Annotated in this window: 15 protein-coding genes; 5 read left to right on the top strand and 10 right to left on the bottom strand. The window is 44.8% G+C overall.

Annotated features, from left to right (window positions below; all coding sequences use genetic code 11):
* Positions 1-16: 16 nt before the first annotated feature.
* The 6 genes from rpsA to DN752_RS16100 all read right to left on the bottom strand — a co-directional run bounded on the left by rpsA (position 17) and on the right by DN752_RS16100 (position 7,695).
* Positions 17-1,795: a 30S ribosomal protein S1 gene (gene rpsA, locus DN752_RS16125; protein WP_112784904.1), complete on the bottom strand. Its 1,779-nt coding sequence runs from the start codon at positions 1,793-1,795 to the stop codon at positions 17-19.
* 548 nt (positions 1,796-2,343) lie between these two features.
* A complete protein-coding gene (locus DN752_RS16120; RefSeq protein WP_112784903.1) occupies positions 2,344-3,408 on the bottom strand; it encodes a dipeptidase in 1,065 nt (354 codons plus the stop codon).
* A gap of 102 nt (positions 3,409-3,510) precedes the next feature.
* Positions 3,511-4,449, bottom strand: coding sequence for a hypothetical protein (locus tag DN752_RS16115; protein WP_162633232.1), 939 nt, complete (start codon positions 4,447-4,449; stop codon positions 3,511-3,513).
* A 161-nt stretch (positions 4,450-4,610) separates the two neighbouring features.
* Complete coding sequence (locus DN752_RS16110) at positions 4,611-5,717, bottom strand: D-TA family PLP-dependent enzyme (protein WP_112784901.1); 1,107 nt, start codon at positions 5,715-5,717, stop codon at positions 4,611-4,613.
* An 18-nt stretch (positions 5,718-5,735) separates the two neighbouring features.
* Positions 5,736-6,197 (bottom strand): RidA family protein, encoded by a 462-nt coding sequence (locus DN752_RS16105; protein WP_112784900.1) that lies wholly within the window; start codon positions 6,195-6,197, stop codon positions 5,736-5,738.
* 181 nt (positions 6,198-6,378) lie between these two features.
* Entirely contained in the window at positions 6,379-7,695 is a 1,317-nt protein-coding gene (locus DN752_RS16100) for a gluconate:H+ symporter (protein ID WP_112784899.1), read from the bottom strand.
* A gap of 516 nt (positions 7,696-8,211) precedes the next feature.
* Between DN752_RS16100 and DN752_RS16095 the strand changes: the two genes are divergently transcribed.
* Complete coding sequence (locus tag DN752_RS16095) at positions 8,212-9,456, top strand: tRNA modification GTPase (protein ID WP_112784898.1); 1,245 nt, start codon at positions 8,212-8,214, stop codon at positions 9,454-9,456.
* 108 nt (positions 9,457-9,564) lie between these two features.
* On the opposite strand, the gene DN752_RS16090 is transcribed toward DN752_RS16095, so the two are convergent.
* Genes DN752_RS16090 through tsaD form a run of 4 tightly spaced genes read right to left on the bottom strand, consistent with a single transcriptional unit; the run spans position 9,565 to position 12,369 of the window.
* On the bottom strand, positions 9,565-10,080 hold the full coding sequence (locus DN752_RS16090) for an HNH endonuclease (protein ID WP_112784897.1): 516 nt from the start codon (positions 10,078-10,080) through the stop codon (positions 9,565-9,567).
* A 2-nt stretch (positions 10,081-10,082) separates the two neighbouring features.
* On the bottom strand, positions 10,083-10,892 hold the full coding sequence (locus tag DN752_RS16085) for a C40 family peptidase (protein WP_112784896.1): 810 nt from the start codon (positions 10,890-10,892) through the stop codon (positions 10,083-10,085).
* Positions 10,858-11,322 (bottom strand): SsrA-binding protein SmpB, encoded by a 465-nt coding sequence (gene smpB / locus DN752_RS16080; RefSeq protein WP_112784895.1) that lies wholly within the window; start codon positions 11,320-11,322, stop codon positions 10,858-10,860. Before smpB ends, DN752_RS16085 begins: the two co-directional genes overlap by 35 nt.
* Positions 11,323-11,361: 39 nt before the next feature.
* Entirely contained in the window at positions 11,362-12,369 is a 1,008-nt protein-coding gene (gene tsaD, locus DN752_RS16075; RefSeq protein ID WP_112784894.1) for a tRNA (adenosine(37)-N6)-threonylcarbamoyltransferase complex transferase subunit TsaD, read from the bottom strand.
* A 6-nt stretch (positions 12,370-12,375) separates the two neighbouring features.
* On the opposite strand from tsaD, the gene DN752_RS24980 reads away from it, so the two are divergent.
* From DN752_RS24980 to DN752_RS16060, 4 genes are all read left to right on the top strand, one after another.
* On the top strand, positions 12,376-15,378 hold the full coding sequence (locus DN752_RS24980) for an AsmA-like C-terminal region-containing protein (RefSeq protein WP_245949261.1): 3,003 nt from the start codon (positions 12,376-12,378) through the stop codon (positions 15,376-15,378).
* Between the two features lie 2 nt (positions 15,379-15,380).
* The gene (locus DN752_RS24975) at positions 15,381-17,075 is read left to right on the top strand and encodes a translocation/assembly module TamB domain-containing protein (RefSeq protein WP_245949259.1); all 1,695 of its coding nucleotides are present in this window, start codon (positions 15,381-15,383) and stop codon (positions 17,073-17,075) included.
* Positions 17,076-17,204: 129 nt separating this feature from the next.
* A complete protein-coding gene (locus DN752_RS16065; protein ID WP_112784893.1) occupies positions 17,205-18,500 on the top strand; it encodes a cryptochrome/photolyase family protein in 1,296 nt (431 codons plus the stop codon).
* The gene (locus DN752_RS16060) at positions 18,497-19,453 is read left to right on the top strand and encodes a Smr/MutS family protein (protein ID WP_112784892.1); all 957 of its coding nucleotides are present in this window, start codon (positions 18,497-18,499) and stop codon (positions 19,451-19,453) included. The genes DN752_RS16065 and DN752_RS16060 overlap by 4 nt, the downstream gene beginning before the upstream one ends.
* The last annotated feature ends 4 nt before the right edge of the window (positions 19,454-19,457 follow it).

Below are 19,457 nucleotides of genomic sequence, written 5' to 3'. Positions count from 1 at the left end.
GTGGATGGACTAAGAATTATTTCTTGTCTCCACCTTCCATTTTCTCTTTCAATGCAGAAAGTGCATCCAAATCACCTAGGGTAGATTTTTCTTGCGCATCTCCACCTGCTGGCTTCTTCTTAGGTGCGGAAGTAGTCTTCTTAGCTGGTTGCTTAGAAGGCATCGCATCCTCTCTGAAAGTAGCTGTGTGAGAAAGTACAATTCGCTTATCATCTTTAGAGAATTCAGTTACCACGAAATCAACCGCGTCACCTACTTCTACTTGTGAACCGTCTTCTTTGTCAAGGTTCTTGATGGTAGCGAATCCTTCAAGTCCGTAAGGAAGCTCAAGGACAGCACCTTTGTCGTTTTTAGACACTACAGTACACTTGTGGGTAGACCCTACAGGGAACACACCTTCAAAAGTATCCCAAGGATTCTCTTCAAGTTGCTTATGGCCTAGGGCCAATCTTCTGTTGTCCACATCAAGTTCAAGAACAATCACTTCAAGCTCGTCATTTACTTTTACGTATTCAGACGGGTGCTTGATTTTCTTGGTCCAAGAAAGATCAGATACGTGAACTAGACCGTCGATACCTTCTTCCAGTTCTAGGAACAGGCCGAAGTTGGTCAAGTTTCTAACGACACCTTTGTGTTTAGTACCAACGGCATACTTCGTTACCATGTCCTGCTTAGTCCATGGATCTTCAGTAAGTTGTTTGATACCAAGAGACATCTTACGATCTTCTTTGTCCAAGGTAAGTACTACAGCTTCGATTTCGTCTCCTACTTTCACAAAGTCAGCAGGGTTTCTCAAGTGCTGAGACCAAGACATTTCAGATACGTGGATAAGTCCTTCTACACCTGGAGCAAGCTCAAGGAATGCACCGTAATCTGCTACGTTTACGATTCTACCTTTTACTTTAGAGCCAACTTCAAGCTCAGCAGAAAGAGAGTCCCAAGGATGAGCAGTAAGCTGCTTCATACCCAAAGAGATACGTTTCTTGTCATCATCAAAGTCAAGTACCACAATCTGAACTTTGTCGTCAAGATTAAGCACTTCTTCTGGATGGTTGATACGTCCCCAAGAAATGTCCGTAATGTGAAGTAGACCATCCACACCACCAAGGTCGATGAATACACCGAAGTTGGTCATGTTCTTGATCACACCTTCCAATACCTGACCTTTTTCCAGGTTGTTGAGGATCTCTGCTTTTTGCTTCTCCAGATCTTTTTCGATCAGTACTTTGTGAGAAACTACTACGTTATCGTTAGCGTGGTTGATCTTAACCACTTTCACTTCCATTTTCTTACCTACATAGACATCAAAGTCCCTGATAGGCTTCACGTCAATCTGAGAACCTGGCAAGAAGGCTTCCACACCGTAGATATCCACGATAAGACCACCTTTTGTCCTTCTCTTTACAAGACCTTCGATCACATTGTCAAATTCAAGCGCATCTTCGATGTCCTGCCATGCACGTACCATCTTGGCTTTCTTTCTAGAAAGAACCAATTGACCCAATGAATTCTCTTGCTCTTCAATGAAAAGTTCTACTTCATCACCGATTTTCAAGTCAGGAAGGTCACGGAACTCAGTTCTTGGCACTAGACCATCAGACTTGAATCCGATATTGATGATAACATCCTTATCATTGACACCTACTACAGTACCTTTGATAACTTCCTTTTCGCTGATTTCGGTCAAAGTCTCGTCGTACAGCTTTTCCATCTCTGCTCTCTCTGCAGAAGTGTAGCCTTCACCAAAACCTTTGGTTTCGAACTTGTCCCAGTTAAAATCTTCGTTATTAGACATATTAGTAAATTGACACTGACTTTCAACAGCCCTAGTGTCTTCAGGCTGAGGTTTTTAGTTATAGATATCTCCAGCTATCAACATGATCACTGGAAACCGTCCTCCTGAACGGACTGCAAAAGTACTGATTTTTTACGACTTAAAACAATTTCGATAAAAAAATTAAGTCTTGGGCAACCACTGACTGTCAGCTCATTAACCATAAAAATATCAACAATCGTTAAAAGACCAGACTATCTTATCCAGCCAAAACCGCTTTAGCCTCCTCCTAAATTTAACCCGGATTATGCATTAGGAATCGTAGTGAGAGCTGAAATTGCAAGAAAATCAGTTAGTTTGGAGGCATTAGCGTAGCACTGCTACGGTTATGCCGAAAACTAAAGTGAAACGGCTGATTTTGAAGCAGTTTCAGGTCGCAACAGATAGGCTAATGCATATTCCGGGTTTAAGCACCACTCTGTACCCCGTAAATAGCAAAATCACTCCTTTTCAGGATCAATCATCACACCACTGTCCAAGTGGTACTTGGCTCTAAAATCTCCCCAACACTACCCCCAAGCATTCCGCAAAAACCTCAACCAATTGCCATGCATGACTTTTTCTATGTCCTTTTCCTTATACCCTCGCTTGCGCAATAGATCTGGGACATTGCTCAGGTCTGCGATGGTTTCAAGATCATGTGGACATTGCTCCTTGCCAAAAGCCCCATCCAGATCCGACCCAATACCGATATGATCTGCATTTCCTGCCAATTGACAAATATGGTCCAGGTGATCGATCATTATCTCCAAGTTGCAGCCAGTACCTTCAGGCGTGGACTTACCCCTTACCCAGTCAGGCACCATCATCCATGCATCCAGCGCTCCTCCTATCACCGCATCTCGGGCGATCAGCTCTTTAAGTTGATCATCGCTAAACTGACGGTTATGGTCCACCAGCGCACGACAATTATTATGACTTGCCCACACCGGGCCATTAAAGTGCTCCATGGCTTCCCAAAAGCTGTCATCGCACAAGTGCGTAGCGTCCAGAATGATGTTCAGTCGTTCCATTTCCTTTAGCAGGTCTTGGCCTTTCTGCCCCATACCCCCCGTGGCATCCGTCCCCTGAGCATATCTCCCGGGGCCATAATGCGCTGGCCCCAAAGCCCTCAGCCCATAGGCACAGGCCTTTTCCAAATAACTCAGGTCCACAATAGAATCCGCCCCTTCTAAGGAAAGTATATAACCGACGGGCAACTTATCCCCACCCCAATTCCAATCATCCAAGTGCTTCTCCAAGCTATCCAAGTCGGTAATTTGTACCATCTCGCCGGCATCTTCCATCGCCCTGTACCAAGCCAATTGCCCCTGTGTCTGGGCCCAAGCCTGCTCAGGAGAACGCCACCCAGGAAGGGGATTGTCTGGCGCTACATACCGGGCTATCTGCGTGGCCACTACCAACCCTACCCCCCCTTCCCGAAGAGCTGGTAATGAAACTGTAGCCTTACCTCGGTCAGGCTTATCGGTCAGCTTGGCTTCACGGGAATTGATCTCGGATACAGACAGTCTCAGGTCCCTATTCCACTCCAGGGCGTTCATACTGAGGTCCAAATGGGCATCAATTGTAAACATTTTCTTGGGTTTTAAAGGTTTTAATTGTTAAAAGGTTGTTGTATAATGGATATTGGTTTTGGTCACCTTAACATGGCTCGCATACCGATCACAGACAGATCATTATTCCATATCAGCATTGGTCAAAAGGGACTTTACCCATTGAATAAATCCCACTTCATCCACAATCGACCAAGAATGGGGATGTCTGGTGCCTGAGCTCCTGTATCCTGGGCTTTTTGAAGGAATAAATGCTGCTCTTTCGTTGCCCATTAACAAAAGCCTATTAATCATCTCGGAAGAAGCAAAGGCATTCGAGTCAAACAAACTTCTTCTCCTGTTCTCTAATTGCCAAACCACATCCAGGTCATGATATACCCTTACGCTCATATCTTTAAGAAATTTCTCGTTCCCATAATTTTCAAGCTCCATATTAAAGGGAGTCAACCTATTATAATTATCTGCATTTTCGTCCGGGTTACCAATTTCACTTTCCATTATTTCAGTCACGAACTTTGCTTCTCCTACTCCTACATCTGAATAATTCTTCTTGATTTCCCGTTGGAAATAATTCCAAATACCAAACAAATCAACGGGGGAATCAATACTGAAGACACCTTTTGGCTGAATGGGGAATCCCCCAGGCTTTTCAAAACAGTATTCGGCATAACGAAGACCAATGGTTCCTCCAGCAGAGAACCCGCCAATCACAAACCCCTCTTTGTCCACAGGGTATTTCTTTAATACATGATCAATTACTTCATTCAGCCTTTTGACCACATCAGTATCCGCATAAAGTTTTCTGCCTCCGGCTACGACAATAGTCAAAACATCATGAAGGTAAGCTACATTATGAATTTTGGTTTCTGGAAAAACACTTTCAGCCGTCTGTCCAAACCCCGGCATTAAGAGCAGCACACCAATAGGCTTTTCCGACCTTGGCGGAACCGCCAAATAATACCCGCCTTCAATATCTTCATTAAAGACAATTTTTTGATAATTTTGACCAAACAACAAAACTGGGCAAACATGCAATATTATAATTGTAGCTAAGGCTTTCATCGTTTTTTATTCATTTTACTATCATGTCCACAAGTAAAAAGGCGCTAAGGTTTAACCCTGTTTATGAAGTCGACAGTATAATGGAGTCCACAATCCCACCTAACGGATTTTTCTCCAATCTCATGGCTCATGTCTCAAGTATCACTACTCCTATCTCAATACTAAATATTAATTTTCCTCTTCCTGGCTACAGTATCCCAACATCCGCTGATTTGATGGTTTTCCACGGTCAGCACACGATCATACATGGCCACTGTGGGACAAATATGATAGGGAATTCCATAGACCACCTCTCCTATAGTCGGCTCCTCCCCTTCAGGTACCTTCAGTACCAAATGCTCTTCGCTATGGCTTACTGGAACCCAAGAAGGGTGAGCAGGAAACCAAACACGTTTCTCCAGTGGCCCTTCGGAAGCCACCGACTTATACCCCAAATCCAAACAGATAAGCCGAGGCCCCGGACGGGAAATCACCCGGCAAACCAATACTGCAGCAAAATCGAATGATTGTTCTGGCAGTCCCTCTTGATACCCCTTGTCCCAGTAAGCGAATGTCCCAGGACTACAGGTCACTCCTTTTCGGAGGGCATGAATCGGGAAAGTGGGTGAGCCACCAGCAATAATCTTCAATTTAACGGGGTACTTTTCCCGCACAGCCTTGGCCAATTCCTCCACTGGCGTGAAAGCAGCATCGCAGGCTTCTTTTCTTGCTCCCAACTCCCTATGCCTGATATGGCCATCATAGATGTGCAGCCCCATGGTGATCAAGTGGCTGGTGGCCTTGCAATAATCATATAACTCCATGGCTTCTGCCAAAGGCCTTACCCCTGTACGGTCAGTTCCCACATTCAAGTCGACAAATACCCTGAGGTAAACGTCTGCTTGGTAGGTTTGTGCCGAAAGGTGCCGGGCCTGCTCTGGGCAATCCACTAAACAGGAGAACTCCGTGTCCTGATAAACCAACATCAACTTAATCATCCTGTCGACTTTTGGCCCCACCATTGGATAGGCGATCAGCACTTCTTTGGCCCCGGCCATGCCTAGTATTTCGGCTTCAGCAATGGTTGCACATTTGAATTTATCAATCCCGGCGTCCATCAGCATTTTCACCACTTCGATACATTTGAACGTCTTGATGTGCGGCTGCAGCTGGGACACTTCTTTTACCATGGATTTTAGTTTTCCAATATTTGATTTCACACGCTTTGGATATACAACAAGCGTTGGTGAATCAATGGTCTCCACATCCTTTATCTCATACCAATCCATTTCTTTCTCTTTAATTGTCTAATGCAATTCAAACATTGCCTCTACCTCTACGGGGATATTGTCGGGCAATGAACCAAAACCGACGGCACTGCGCACGCCGACCCCATTTTCCTCTCCCCACACTTCTGCAAAAAGCTCACTACAGCCATTGATGATATAAGGGTGTTGCTCAAAATCCGACACACAATTGACCATACCCAAGACTTTAATGACCCTTTTGACCTTGTTCAAGCTACCCAAATTCGCTTTGATCGTAGACAGCATCGCCAATCCGACCTGCCTGGCTGCCATCTTGCCTTCTTCTTCGTCAAGCGCTTCCCCTATTCTCCCCATGATCAAGCTACCATCATCTTGCACTGTACCGTGTCCCGAAAGGTATAAATATTTACCATCGATAAGACATGGCCGGTACACTCCTTTTGGCGCTGGAGCCGGAGGTAGGTTAAGTCCCAATTTCTTGAAATTTTCTTCTGCTGACATATCTGTTAATAGTTAATGAGTTATTTGCTATTGGATTATGGAGTAATGGCCTACAGTCGACTGTCCTCAGACCAGCAGAAAACACCCTACTTCGATTTCCTGACACGTCCACCTTACCATCTCTAAAATCTATTCAACATTTAAACCTTGCAACTCCACAACCTTCCTACATGGGAGCGTCCTAGCCTATCAGGCCATCCAGCACCATCACTCCCGCTAGTCCTACCACGGCCACGATCGTTTCCATGACAGACCATGATTTGATGGTGTCTTTTATGCTGACATTGAAAAACTCCTTGTACATCCAGAACCCAGCGTCGTTAAAGTGGGAAAACATCAAGCTCCCTGCTCCAATGGCCAAAACCACCAAATTGGGATCTACTCCCGTATCTTGAATCAACGGACCAATGATCCCAGCAGTGGTCAGGCCAGCCACAGTCGCTGATCCCACACAAACCCTGATCACGGCAGTGATCGTCCAGGCCAATACCAGTGGGTGGACATTCCATCCTTCCAAACCATCCGCAATCACCTGGCTCACCCCACTGTCCATCAGCACCTGCTTCAGGGCCCCAGCACCTGCCACTATAAGAATGATCATGGCCACATCTTTCACCGAATCCACATAAATATCCATCAAATGCTTCATCTTCATCCCTTGATGCAGCCCCAGTGTAAATGTCGCTACCAGCAAGGAAAACAGCATCACCATCCCCGGGTCTGCCATAAATGCAATATAACCGTAAAACACACTTCCCTCCTCCGTCTGCATCAGCATCACCGTGGTCCCTACCAACAACACTACGGGCAGCAAGGCAGACAAAAAGCTATTCAAAGTACCCGGCAATTCCTCTTCGGGCTTGCTACTGGCACGGAAACTCTTCAGAGGGCTGGCAGGAATGTCTTTCAGAAACCTCGCAAACCATGGCCCTGCTACCAAAATAGTAGGGATCGCTATCACCATACCATACAGCAGCGTCATTCCCATATTGGCATCAAACTGAGCGACGAGTGCCGCGGGCGAAGGATGAGGAGGAAGAAACCCATGTGTCACCGATAGTGCCGCCAACAATGGAATCCCAACATATACCGCCGAGAGTTTATATTGATGTGCCACGGTAAACACCAACGGCACCAACAACACAAATCCCACATTATAAAACAACGGAATCCCCACTACCAAGCCAGTCACCATCATGGCCCAGTGGATATATTTCTTACCAAAGACCCGCATCAGAAAGTCCGCTATCCGCTGCGCAGCACCACTTTCGGCGACTAGCTTGCCGAGCATGGCGCCCATCGTTATGATAATCACCAAATCCCCCAAGAGGCTTCCCATTCCCTGCTGCACCGACACGGCCACTTGCTCCGGCGGGATCCCCAAAAGCAACCCTGCCACAATAGAAGTAATCAAAAATGCCAAAAAGGGATTGAGCTTGGCCCATACGATAAGTAATACAAGTAATAAAATGCTTAGGAGCACAAAGAGGATTGTCACTGGCTGTCTGGGTTTTGGTTAAAAAAACAATATAAAAATTTCCAAGGAAAATCAACCAATATACCGGAGCAATCTCCGGGAAAATGCATTAGTCTATCTTTGCCACGGCCTTTAGGTTTGTGACCTGAAATTGTATTAAAATCATCCGCCTCGTTTTAGTTTTCGGCGCTATCTAGCAGCTAGACAGGGGAATCATCCGCCGTCGCTGACGCTAACACCTCCAAACTAACTGATTTTCTTGCACGTTCAGCTCCTCCCGACATCAGCGGGGACAAGCGACTACGATTCCTAATGCATAAACCAGGTTCAAGAGCCAGCGGCACGGATGATACCTAACCTACACGAAAATTGTTTCCCTTCAATATACTAAACGCGTTTGCCATGGGCGCTACCGGGGATCAGATAAGATAATTAGGGCACAAAAGCAGTAAAACTGGTTTTTTACACCTTGTTTATCATAAGTTTTTCGCGTTAATTTCCATCTTAATCAATTTTTACTTTTTATTATCACTTATTATGAAGAAACTACTGTTCATTCCCATTCTTATTTTTTTTGCCATAGAAACGTATGCGCAAATCAGTTACGAAGAAGGCTATTACATAAACGAAGCGGGCCAGAAAGTTGAAGGATTGATCAAAAATGAAGACTGGACGAATACCCCTGACAGATTTGATTTTAAACGAAGCCACCAAAGCGGAATCAAAACAATCTCAATTGATTCTACAAAGGAGTTCTATATTTATAATAAAGGACGGTACATAAGGAGTACCGTTAACATAGACCGCTCTAGTGATAACGTAACATCCCTTAGCCACTCTCGCGCACCTTTATTCAAAAGGGAACGATTATTTTTAGAATTATTGGTGGAAGGGAAGGCAAACCTGATGTATTACCAAGACAGCAATATCAGAAGGTATTTCTACAGTGTCGAGAATGATTCCATAAGGCAACTTATCTACAAAAAATTTAGGATTGACAACCCCAACTCAACTGGAAACAACGAAAACAAAATCGGCAAGAACAGTAGGTTTAGGCAACAACTATGGAGCGATCTAAAGTACGCTAAAATCACTCCGGACAAGCTCCAACGTATTGAGTATAAAAACAAAGACTTGGTGAATTACTTTGTGGATTATAACAACTGGAACAATGATTTAAAGAATATTTACCAAGAAAGCCGGCATGCCGGTGATTTTCAACTAAGCATACGGCCTCGTATAAATATGGCCAATCTTAAGACAGAAAGTGTTTCTGCAATCAGGGGCTTTAGTATTAAAAACCATCTCTCCATGGCACTCGGTCTAGAGCTCGAATACATATTGCCCGGTAATAAAAGAAAGTGGTCACTCTTCATAGAGCCGACATACCGCCAATTAAACAACCTAACAACCGAAGAAAGCTCGATCATTTCAGGAGGCGTACTAACTAGAGAGGTCGATTATAAATCGATTGAAATCCCTGCAGGTGTTCGCTACTATTTATTTCTCAACGAAAAGTCCAAATTTTACATCAATGCAGCCTTGGTAATGGATCTAGGTTTTGATTCCTCCATCACATCTACACGGCAAGACGGCAGTATAATTGAAAAGTACAATTATGAATTATCGACCATCAGTTTTGCTGGCGGAATAGGGTATAAATACAACAACAGAATAACTGTAGAAACGAGATATCTCATGAACAAGGGACTTTTATTTGAACTTAACACCAATTCTGCCTACAGTTCCTTTTCCTTAATTTTCGGCTATTCTATTTTCTGAAACAAAACGTAAATTAAGTAAAAATCCAATGTTATTGCCCTAATAATACTATGAGGCTTGTAGGCTTGGCTACGAGCCTCATCCTAATGGGGCTTTTAAAATCAAAAATCATCCTGCTTCCACCGCCTTGGAGCTAAGGAAGGGACCCCACTCCTCAGCATTTCTTTCTGCGTATTCTGCTAAAAAATACGCCAAAGTAGGCTTAAAGGGCTTTTTTCGCATCAACATCCCTACTTCTTCCGGGGTTTTATCCCCTTTTTGGACATTACAACGGTGGCATGCGGTAATCAGATTGGTCCAGCTGCTTTTACCGCCTTTGGAACGTGGAATGACATGGTCCACCGTTAGGTGCTTGGGGGATCCGCAATACTGGCATTCGTTATCATCCCTTTTGAAGAGATTGCTCCTAGTAAGTAAAACCCCACGGTACGGGACATTCTTGTACTCATCCAAGCGGACAACAGCAGGATACTTGAACTCCCTGTCAATCGTGCGAATGCTGAGCAAAGGGTAATCAGCTAGCACACTCACTTTCTCCAAGAGCGTGAGAATCATCGCTTTTTGCACATTGACCACGGCGATGGGCGTATGGTCCAGGTTGAGCACAAGTACCTTTTTTTCCATTGTTATAATAAACTCCTGATATCCAAAACCCTATATAAAGGCGAATTGTTTCTTACCATTATGGAGCCATCGAGCTTTATATTATCTATTCTCACCAGCCCCCACACATGAATCACCTGACTTTCACCCACATATATTCCTGCATGATGGGGAATATCTTTGTTATTTCCAAATATTACGATATCTCCAAGTTGAATTTTTCTTGGCTCCACATTTTTCCCTGTTTCCACTAACTTCGAAATGTACCTCGGTGCCTTATATCCTGCCATTTTGTAGGCCAACTGAATAAAACTCCCGGCCCCAATACCAAAAAAGCCCCTTCCGCCAGACAGAAAGGGCACATGAATAAATAGCTTGGCCAGAGATACCAGCTCATCCCGGGAAGCTTTCTCCTTGACATGCCTGGAAGCACCTGTAAACTCCATCACTCCCCCCATGTCAAACAACTCGCTTGAGCCAATATGAACATGGCTTCCTGCCAATATATGGATCAGTTCCCCCTTGTACTTTACCGTAGAAATGGGAGAAATAACCACCTGATAATCCTCGTGGTTATAATAATAAAAATCGTCCTCACTAATACTATGGTGCTGGGCCCTCAACATCCAGCCAGAGGTCACCCCCTTGGCAGTGTTGATCTTAAGCCATTTCTCATCGCTTGTGATCCCAAGCACCTCGTAAGTTTCTCCAAAAAGCAACTGTGTCAGCAGGCCTGCTCCCGGTCCTGGCGCCAAGTAAACGCTCACCAGGCTCATCCTGCAAACTCCATACTGATGTTCAATAGGCCATTCGGTTAAGTTCTCGTTTTGCATCTTTCTTTTTTATATCCTGACGTTTATCATGGAGCTTTTTACCTTTTCCAAGGGCTATCTCCACTTTTGCCAATCCCCTGTCATTGATAAATATACGAACAGGGATCACTGCAAGACCTTTTTCGGTCAATTTACTTTCCAATTTATCAAGCTCTCTTCGATTTAACAACAGTTTACGCTCACGGACAGCGTCATGGTTAAAGTGGGCCGCTTGGGTATAGGGCGAAATGTGCATTTGTTTGATAAACAACTCTCCCCTTTTGAAATAACAATAGGCCTCTTTCAGGGACACTTTCCCTTCGCGAATAGACTTGATCTCCGTTCCTTTAAGGGAAATGCCCGCCACATACTTATCTATAAACTCGTATTCAAAACTTGCTTTACGGTTTTTGATATTAATGATCTTACTGAATCTATTTTCCTTTTTCATCTAATCTTACAATTTTACAACCTTACAATCTCTCCCACCTTACAACTTCATCTTGGCGATAGGGCTAACATCCAACTCACAAAATTCACCTTTCAGGTATTTATAATGTGCAGCCATTGCGATCATGGCGGCATTATCCGTGCAATACTCAAACTTGGGCACATAAACCTTCCACCCCAACTCTCCTGCGAGGTTATTCAGTTCGGCTCTTAGTCCAGAATTGGCAGAAACACCTCCGGCGATGGCAATTTCCTTCACCTTATGTTCCCTTGCTGCTCTTTTCAGCTTTTGCATCAGCATTTTGATCAGGGTAAACTGGACTGAAGCACAGATATCGGCCATATTCTTCGCAATAAAATCCGCATCCTCCTTCAGCCGATCCCTGAGAAAATACAACACCGCAGTTTTGATGCCACTAAAGGAATAATTCAGCCCTTGCATTTCCGAAAGCGGAAACTGATAGGCATGGGGGTTACCTTCTTTGGCATATTTATCCACCAACGGGCCACCGGGATATGGCAGTCCCAAAAGCTTAGCGGTCTTGTCAAAAGCCTCTCCTACCGCATCATCCAGTGTTTCTCCGATTACTTCCATTTCCAAATAATCCTTCACCAAAACCAGCTGGGTATGCCCTCCACTCACCGTGAGGCAAATGAACGGAAACGACGGCTTGGGCTCATCGATAAAATGGGCCAAAATATGTGCCTGCATATGATTCACATCGATCAGCGGAATGCCCAGTGCATAGCCAAACGACTTGGCAAAAGACACACCGACCATCAAGGCCCCCATCAACCCCGGACCGCGTGTAAAAGCCACTGCAGACAGGTCTTCCCGCGCTATCCCAGCAGTGGAGATCGCCTCATGGATGACCGGAATGAGGTGCTGTTGGTGAGCCCTAGAAGCCAACTCAGGAACTACTCCTCCATATTTTTCGTGTACGGATTGCGTGGCGACAATATTATTAAGTATTTTGCCGTCAGATATAATGGAGGCGGAGGTCTCATCACAAGAGGACTCTATAGCGAGTATATTAATATTCTTCATAATCCTTTGGAAAAGAAATCGAAAGTTACGGAATTTTTGCAGAAAGCATGGAGGGGAGCTGCACGCATCTTATCGGTTCCTTATGTTTTCTTTAATTTATTCCTGAAGAAAACCATCAGAAGGATACTAAAAGTTCTCGTTTACCTGTTGATCTTGTTTTTATTGGTGGCAGGCTCCTTGCACATCCCCTTTATCCAAACGATCGCTTCCCAGTTTCTGGCAAGCCAGCTCAGCGAACGAACGGGCTTCGAAACCACTATACAAAATGTCCATGTCCGTTGGTGGGATGCCCTCAGTCTAAATGGGCTGACGGTAAGGGATCCGCAGGACAGCCTGATGGCCAACCTGGAAAGTGTATACGTGGATTTTTCTCCCTCCACCATACTGGACCCTGAGCAGCCCGGTATCGATGAGATCCAGCTAAAGGGTGGACAGCTCCGTTTTTTGACACATCAAGGAAAAAAAATCCCCAACATTTCCCGTTTCATCAATGAACTGAACAGCCTTTTTGCCCCAAAGAAGAAAAACACGGACGAAAGCACCAGTCAATTTTCGATCCAAAACATGTCCTTTGAGGAGGTGTCTCTTGACATCATGGATTTTAGAAAATCACCCATCGAAAACGGCTTCGATTATACCCGCCTCCGGTTTAGAAACCTGATAGGGGGCGCCAAGAACTTCCTATCCAAAGACCACACCATCTCCCTTGACATCCGGTACCTTAGAGGAACCGAAGCCAACTCTGGCGTGGAAATCCAGCAGCTATTGACCAAATTTCACTATTCCAGAACAGCCATGGAGTTTGAAGATTTATTCTTTAAGTCCAACGAAACGGTCATTAAAAACTACCTGAAATTCAGCTATGACAGTGTCGGGTCCCTCAGTGATTTCAATAACCAAGTAACCATGGATGCCAGCTTGGACGAAGCTGTTCTCGACATCAAAGATTTAAAGTATTTTACCAGTAAAATACCGGATTTTGATGACCGGATATTCCTTAGCGGTGATATTTCCGGCAAAGTCAGTGACCTCAACTCGGAAGAACTGCTGATCAGGTTTGGACGGAGAAGCGCCTTGTTCGGCCAGTTTCACATCGACGGGCTTCCCCAAATAGACAGTACCTTCTTCCAACTTTCATTGGTCAATTCCATGGTCACCAGTGAGGACCTTTCGCCCTATCTGGATGAGAAACCCAGAAAGGAAATCGCCAAGTTTAAAGACATCCATTTTGATACGGATTTTTCAGGCTACCTGTCCCGCTTTAGGACTACAGGTGAATTCAGGACGGCCATTGGCGAGGTTTCCGGCAGGTTGGACTACCTTTTTGAGGAAAACCAACCTCGATATTATGGTCAACTAGCTATCAACAGCCTAGATCTAGGCGTATTGCTGAACAATAAGGAGACTTTCCAAAAAATATCCCTCAAAGGAAATCTCCGAGGCACAGGTGCCAACCTGGAAACGATCCTTCTCAACTTGGACGCAAAAGTCAATAATATTGGTATCAACAAATACAATTACAAAGGCATCACCACCAATGCTATCTTTGGCAAGGATTTTTTCAGAGGCCGACTAGCCATCGAGGATCCCAATTTGAGAATGAATGTTTCGGGGACTCTTGACCTGAGAAATGCCAAGGACTCCGCTCGATTGAAGATGAAGCTGGACACCGCATTGCTCCAAAACCTGAACATCACTCAGGAAGAGTATTTCGTAAGCGGTGGAGTGGAACTGGACACCAAAGGAACTGACTTGGACAAAGTCGAAGGTATTGCCCGGTTTAAAGACCTTGTTATTGGCCACCAAGGACGGCGCCTAGCTATTGATAATTTCTTTTTCCAATCGGTCTTTGCTGATGACACTCGAATGATCTCCCTTAACTCCGACCTTCTCGTCGCAAGTATCTCGGGGAAGTTCAGGGCGAAAGAAGTATACACAGACATTCAATACCTGCTAAAAGACTATGCTGCCATTCTGACCAATTCAGAATTGGAAGATCCGAGCGACAGAGGCAATGGCCTTAATGAATACAACCTCGACCTTAACATGAGTTTGCATGATATCAACCCCATTTTGCAGCTCTTCGTCCCCAATGTTTATATTTCAAAAAACACCTCCGTGGAAGGGGCCTTTTACCAAACCGCCGATAACACCATCTTCAACTTCTATGCTGGAATAGACACGATCCAGTACGACAATAAGCTGTTTCTACAAAATGACCTGGATTTTAATACCGCTAAGATCAAAGACTCTAGGGAAGTCTTGGCTGCCTGTTATGTCAATTCCAAAGAACAGCAGCTCACCCCTGACATAGTGTTCAATAACCTCAGTATGGAGGCAATCTGGGATGAATCTGCCATGGATGTAAACCTCGGAATCGACCAGTTAAAAACCAACAGCTATGCACAAATAAGCAGCCAAATAGAACTGTCCCAAGACCAAACATCGATCGTTTTTGAACCTTCCGACATCAAGATCTTGGAAAACTACTGGGAGTTTGATCCTGAAAACTCCATCATCATTTCCCAAGACCGGATTGACGTGGACAATTTAAAGCTATCCAACAACGGGCAGTTTCTCGCCCTCAATGGCCGAGTCAACGAAAATCCAGATGAAATCCTAAGTTTTGAAATTAACGACGTAAACCTCGACTTCATCAATACTTTTGCGATCAGAAAGTACAGTGGCACCGCCAATGGTATCTTTGCCTTCAACAATTTCATGCAAAGAACAGGAGCGTATGGAAGCTTGATGCTGGACAGCCTATCAGTCAATAACTTTCTTATAGGAAACGTGGAAGCAGCTACTTATTTTGAAAATGACAAGATCAACCTCAGCCTTACCAATACCAGGGAAGCACAAAAAAACATAGAAGTTACCGGCTTCATCAACACCCAAAATGACCAATTGTCTCTCAATGGGGATTTCAGCAGAACCAAACTGGATATCTTGGAGCCGTTTCTCTCCGAATACCTGACCGAATTGGGGGGACAGTCTCTGGTAATATAGATGTGTCCGGCACAGCAGAACAACCGATCGTCCAAGGAATGGGCACGCTTACTGGTGGCACCATGCGGGTCAACTACCTCAACACCTATTATACAGTGGATGGCAACATCAACTTCAATCCCAACGAAATCAGTTTCAAAGGCCTCAACGTGACTGACACACAAGGCAACACCGCTCGAATGACAGGGGGCATTGCCCATGATGGGTTCAGGGACTTTATACTTGACATTTCTTCCAACCTCAACAACTTCCAAGTATTGAACACTACCCTCGAAGACAACAGCCTCTTCTATGGGACCGCCTATGCTTCCGGCACCTTGGATATCTTCGGTGCTGCCCAAAACCTGGACATCACTGCAAAGGCAACCACACAGCCCAATACCAAAATCTACATCCCACTAGGCTCCACCGAAAACCAAGCCCAGGAAGAATTCATCAATATCATCAATGTCCGTGACACCACAAGGGAAATCAGTATCGAGGAAACAGTCGAAAAACTGGAAATCAAAAATGTCCGGATGAATTTTGTATTGGACGTCACTCCTGATGCGTATACTGAAATACAGATTGACCCGAGGACGGGGGAAAACATCCAAGGCCGTGGCCGTGGAAATCTCACGTTAAATATCGACACGCAGGGGAATTTCAACATGACTGGGAATTACGAAATAGTAGATGCCAAGTACAACTTTTCGCTCTACAATATCATCAACCGCCAATTCACCATCCAACCAGGAGGAAGGATTTCATGGTTTGGAGATCCGTATGAGGGCTTAATGGACATCACAGCTACTTATCGGGAAAATGTATCCTTGACCAGTCTCCAAACCAGTCAGACATCCGCTGAGTTTGAAGACGCCCAACTTTACCGTCGCTATCCTGTCGAAGTCATCATGGACCTGGACGGACCGCTGATGTCACCGGAAATCAATTTTGACTTTGACTTTTCCCAATTTCCTGATGGAGAAGCGCAGACCACCATCTCCGCTTTCAAAAACCGCATTGCCAATGACGAGCAGGAAAAAAACAGGCAAGTATTCTCCCTCATCATGTTGCGGAGGTTTTCTCCAGAAGGCCAGTTTAATAGCGCGGGCATTGGCTTCTCCAACCTCAGCCAGTTGGTATCCTCCCAGCTAAATGCACTAATTTCCCAAGTGGACCAAAACTTGGAAATCAACATTGACTTGGCCTCCCTGGACGAAACCGCACTGGAAACATTCCAGTTGAGTGTGGCCTATACGTTTCTGGATGGCCGTCTTCGGGTCAGCAGAGACGGTAGCTTCACCGATCCCCAAGGCAATGCCGACCTAGGAAGTATAGCAGGAGACTGGCAGGCCGAATACCTTCTAACGGATGATGGACGCTACCGCATCCGCATTTACAACAAAAACAACTTTAACACCTTCACCTCCCTCCAGCTTGCCGAGCGTGTCAATACCTACGGAGTATCCCTTTCCCAAACACTCCTCTTCAGCTCGTTTAAAGAACTCTTCCAGAACATTGGCAAAAAGAAGAAAAAAGAACGTATTCTCATCAACGATTCCGACGAATATTTGCGGTACAACTACCTCGAGGACAACAGCCTGCCCAAGCCTCAAGAGCCCAACGAGCCTGAAAGCCCCGAAAATCCTGTAAAAATAAATATCATCGAGACCAAACCAGAAGAGCAAAAGCCCAAAGGAACCCCAAACAATTAAAGGTCTTTTTCACTTTAATAATAAATGGTGACCCAGAACGGGCCTAATGACAGCAACACGAGTATAAAAAACAGCTCACCCGCTTCGTTCACCTAACCAACTTCAGTAACATGAACAACTAATTTTGACATGAAAAAGATCACCTTGTTTTGGATGAGAAGAGACCTTCGACTGGAGGACAATACTGGTTTGTTTTACGCCTGCCAAAATGAAGAAAATGTATTGCCCCTCTTTATTTTTGACACGGAAATACTGGATGAGTTAGAAAACAAAAAAGATGCCCGTGTAGAATTTATCCACTCCCAGCTCCAAAAGATCCAAGACCAACTCACTCAGCATGGCTCCTCACTGCTCATCAAGACCGGTACCCCACTGGAGACATTCAAGGAACTGGTCAAGGAATATGATATAGCAGCAGTCTATACCAACAGGGATTACGAACCCTATTCCCGTTTGCGGGACAAGAATATCGACCAATTCCTGCAAAAACAGAACATTGATTTCATGGACTTCAAAGATCAAGTGATTTTTGAAAAAGAGGAAATATTAAATGAAAAAGGTACTTTTTATAAAGTATTCACCCCTTATAAAAACGCTTGGTTAAAGAAATTCAAGAAGACCCCACCGTCCCTTTTGCAGCCAAACCTCCAACAGCTGTACCCGACCCATCCCTTGGATTTTCCCAGCCTTTCCGATATTGGCTTCGCCCCTTCTGCTATTCAAATACCACCGCTGGACATCAACCAGTCATCAATCAAAACTTACGACAAAACCAGGGATTTTCCCGCATTGGACAGCACCAGCCATTTGGGAATCCATCTTCGCTTTGGCACGATCAGCGTACGAAAACTAGTCTTGACGGCCGCAAAGCTGAACGACACCTACTTAAGCGAGTTGATATGGCGGGAATTCTTTATGATGATCCTTTACCACAACCCTCACGTGGTCACTGAGTCATTTAAACAAGCCTACGATAAAGTGCCTTGGCGCAACGACAAAGAGGAATTCAAAAAATGGTGCGCAGGGAAGACAGGCTATCCCCTTGTGGACGCAGGTATGCGCGAGCTCAATACCACTGGGTACATGCACAATCGAGTCCGAATGGTTACCGCTAGTTTTTTAACAAAGCATCTTTTAATTGACTGGCGTTGGGGAGAAGCGTATTTTGCAGAGAAATTGCTGGACTATGAACTGGCAGCCAACAATGGTAACTGGCAATGGGCAGCAGGAACGGGTACAGACGCCCAACCCTACTTCAGGATATTTAACCCAGCATCACAGGTAGAGAAGTTTGACAAAGACCTCAAATACATCAAGAAATGGGTCAAGGAATATGGCAGTGACCAATATCCTTCGCCTATCGTAGAACACAAAATGGCCCGGGAAAGGGCCTTGAAAACTTATAAATCAGCATTGGACAAATGAACATCGGAGACAAGGTGCGCTTACTGCACGGCAATGAAGAAGGTACCATCACCAGAATATCTGGCAGTGGACGAATAGAAATAGAAATCGAAGATGGTTTTAAAATCCCTGCGATGAAAAACGAGGTGGTCGTCATCCACCAAACAGAAAAGGAGTATTTTGGCGAAGGGCAAAGCGCCATACCCCAAACTGCACCACTGGAAGCACCAAAAAGCTCCCAGCCACAAGGAGGAATCTTCATCAGCTACATCCCCCTCAATGACAAAGACCTTAGTGTCCACCTGATCAATAATACGGACAAAGACTACCTTTTTATGGCATCCGAGATTTTCGGTGACAACTCCAGGACACTGGCATCTGGAAACTTTTCTGCCAAAACCAGCTTAAAAATCGACGAAAAAGTCATTGCTCAATTTGAGAAATGGCCAGAACTGTTCTTTCGTTTTATCCCTATAAACCACAAGGCAGAAAAGACACAGCCAGCATTTGAGAAAAAAGTAAAGTTCAAGGCTTCATCATTTTTCAAAAGCCAGCAAACAGCCCCGTTGACAGGCAAAAAAGGCTATCTCTTTACCCTGAACCAGCAAACCAAAGACCTAAACATAAAAGAACTCAACCAAGATCTTAATGAGGAGAGTGCCCCGCAGCCTAACGAAAAACAATTTAAGCGACCGGAAAAGGAGATCGACCTGCACATCGAAAAGCTGGCCGATGATCATGAGTTCATGAGCAACAGCGAAATGCTGCGGCTACAAATGGAAACTTTCGAAAAGAACCTCAACTATGCCATTGCATCAGGAATGGACGAAATCAGCTTTATCCACGGCATTGGCAATGGGGTATTGAGAAAAGAAATCCACAAATACCTGAGCCAATTGGAAAATATTAAGTACTTTCAAGACACCCAAAAGAGCCGGTTTGGATATGGTGCTACCTTTGTACGTATAAACTAAACGC

Source organism: Echinicola strongylocentroti (genome assembly GCF_003260975.1).
GTDB lineage: Bacteria > Bacteroidota > Bacteroidia > Cytophagales > Cyclobacteriaceae > Echinicola > Echinicola strongylocentroti.
This window is presented reverse-complemented; position numbering and strand designations above follow the sequence as displayed.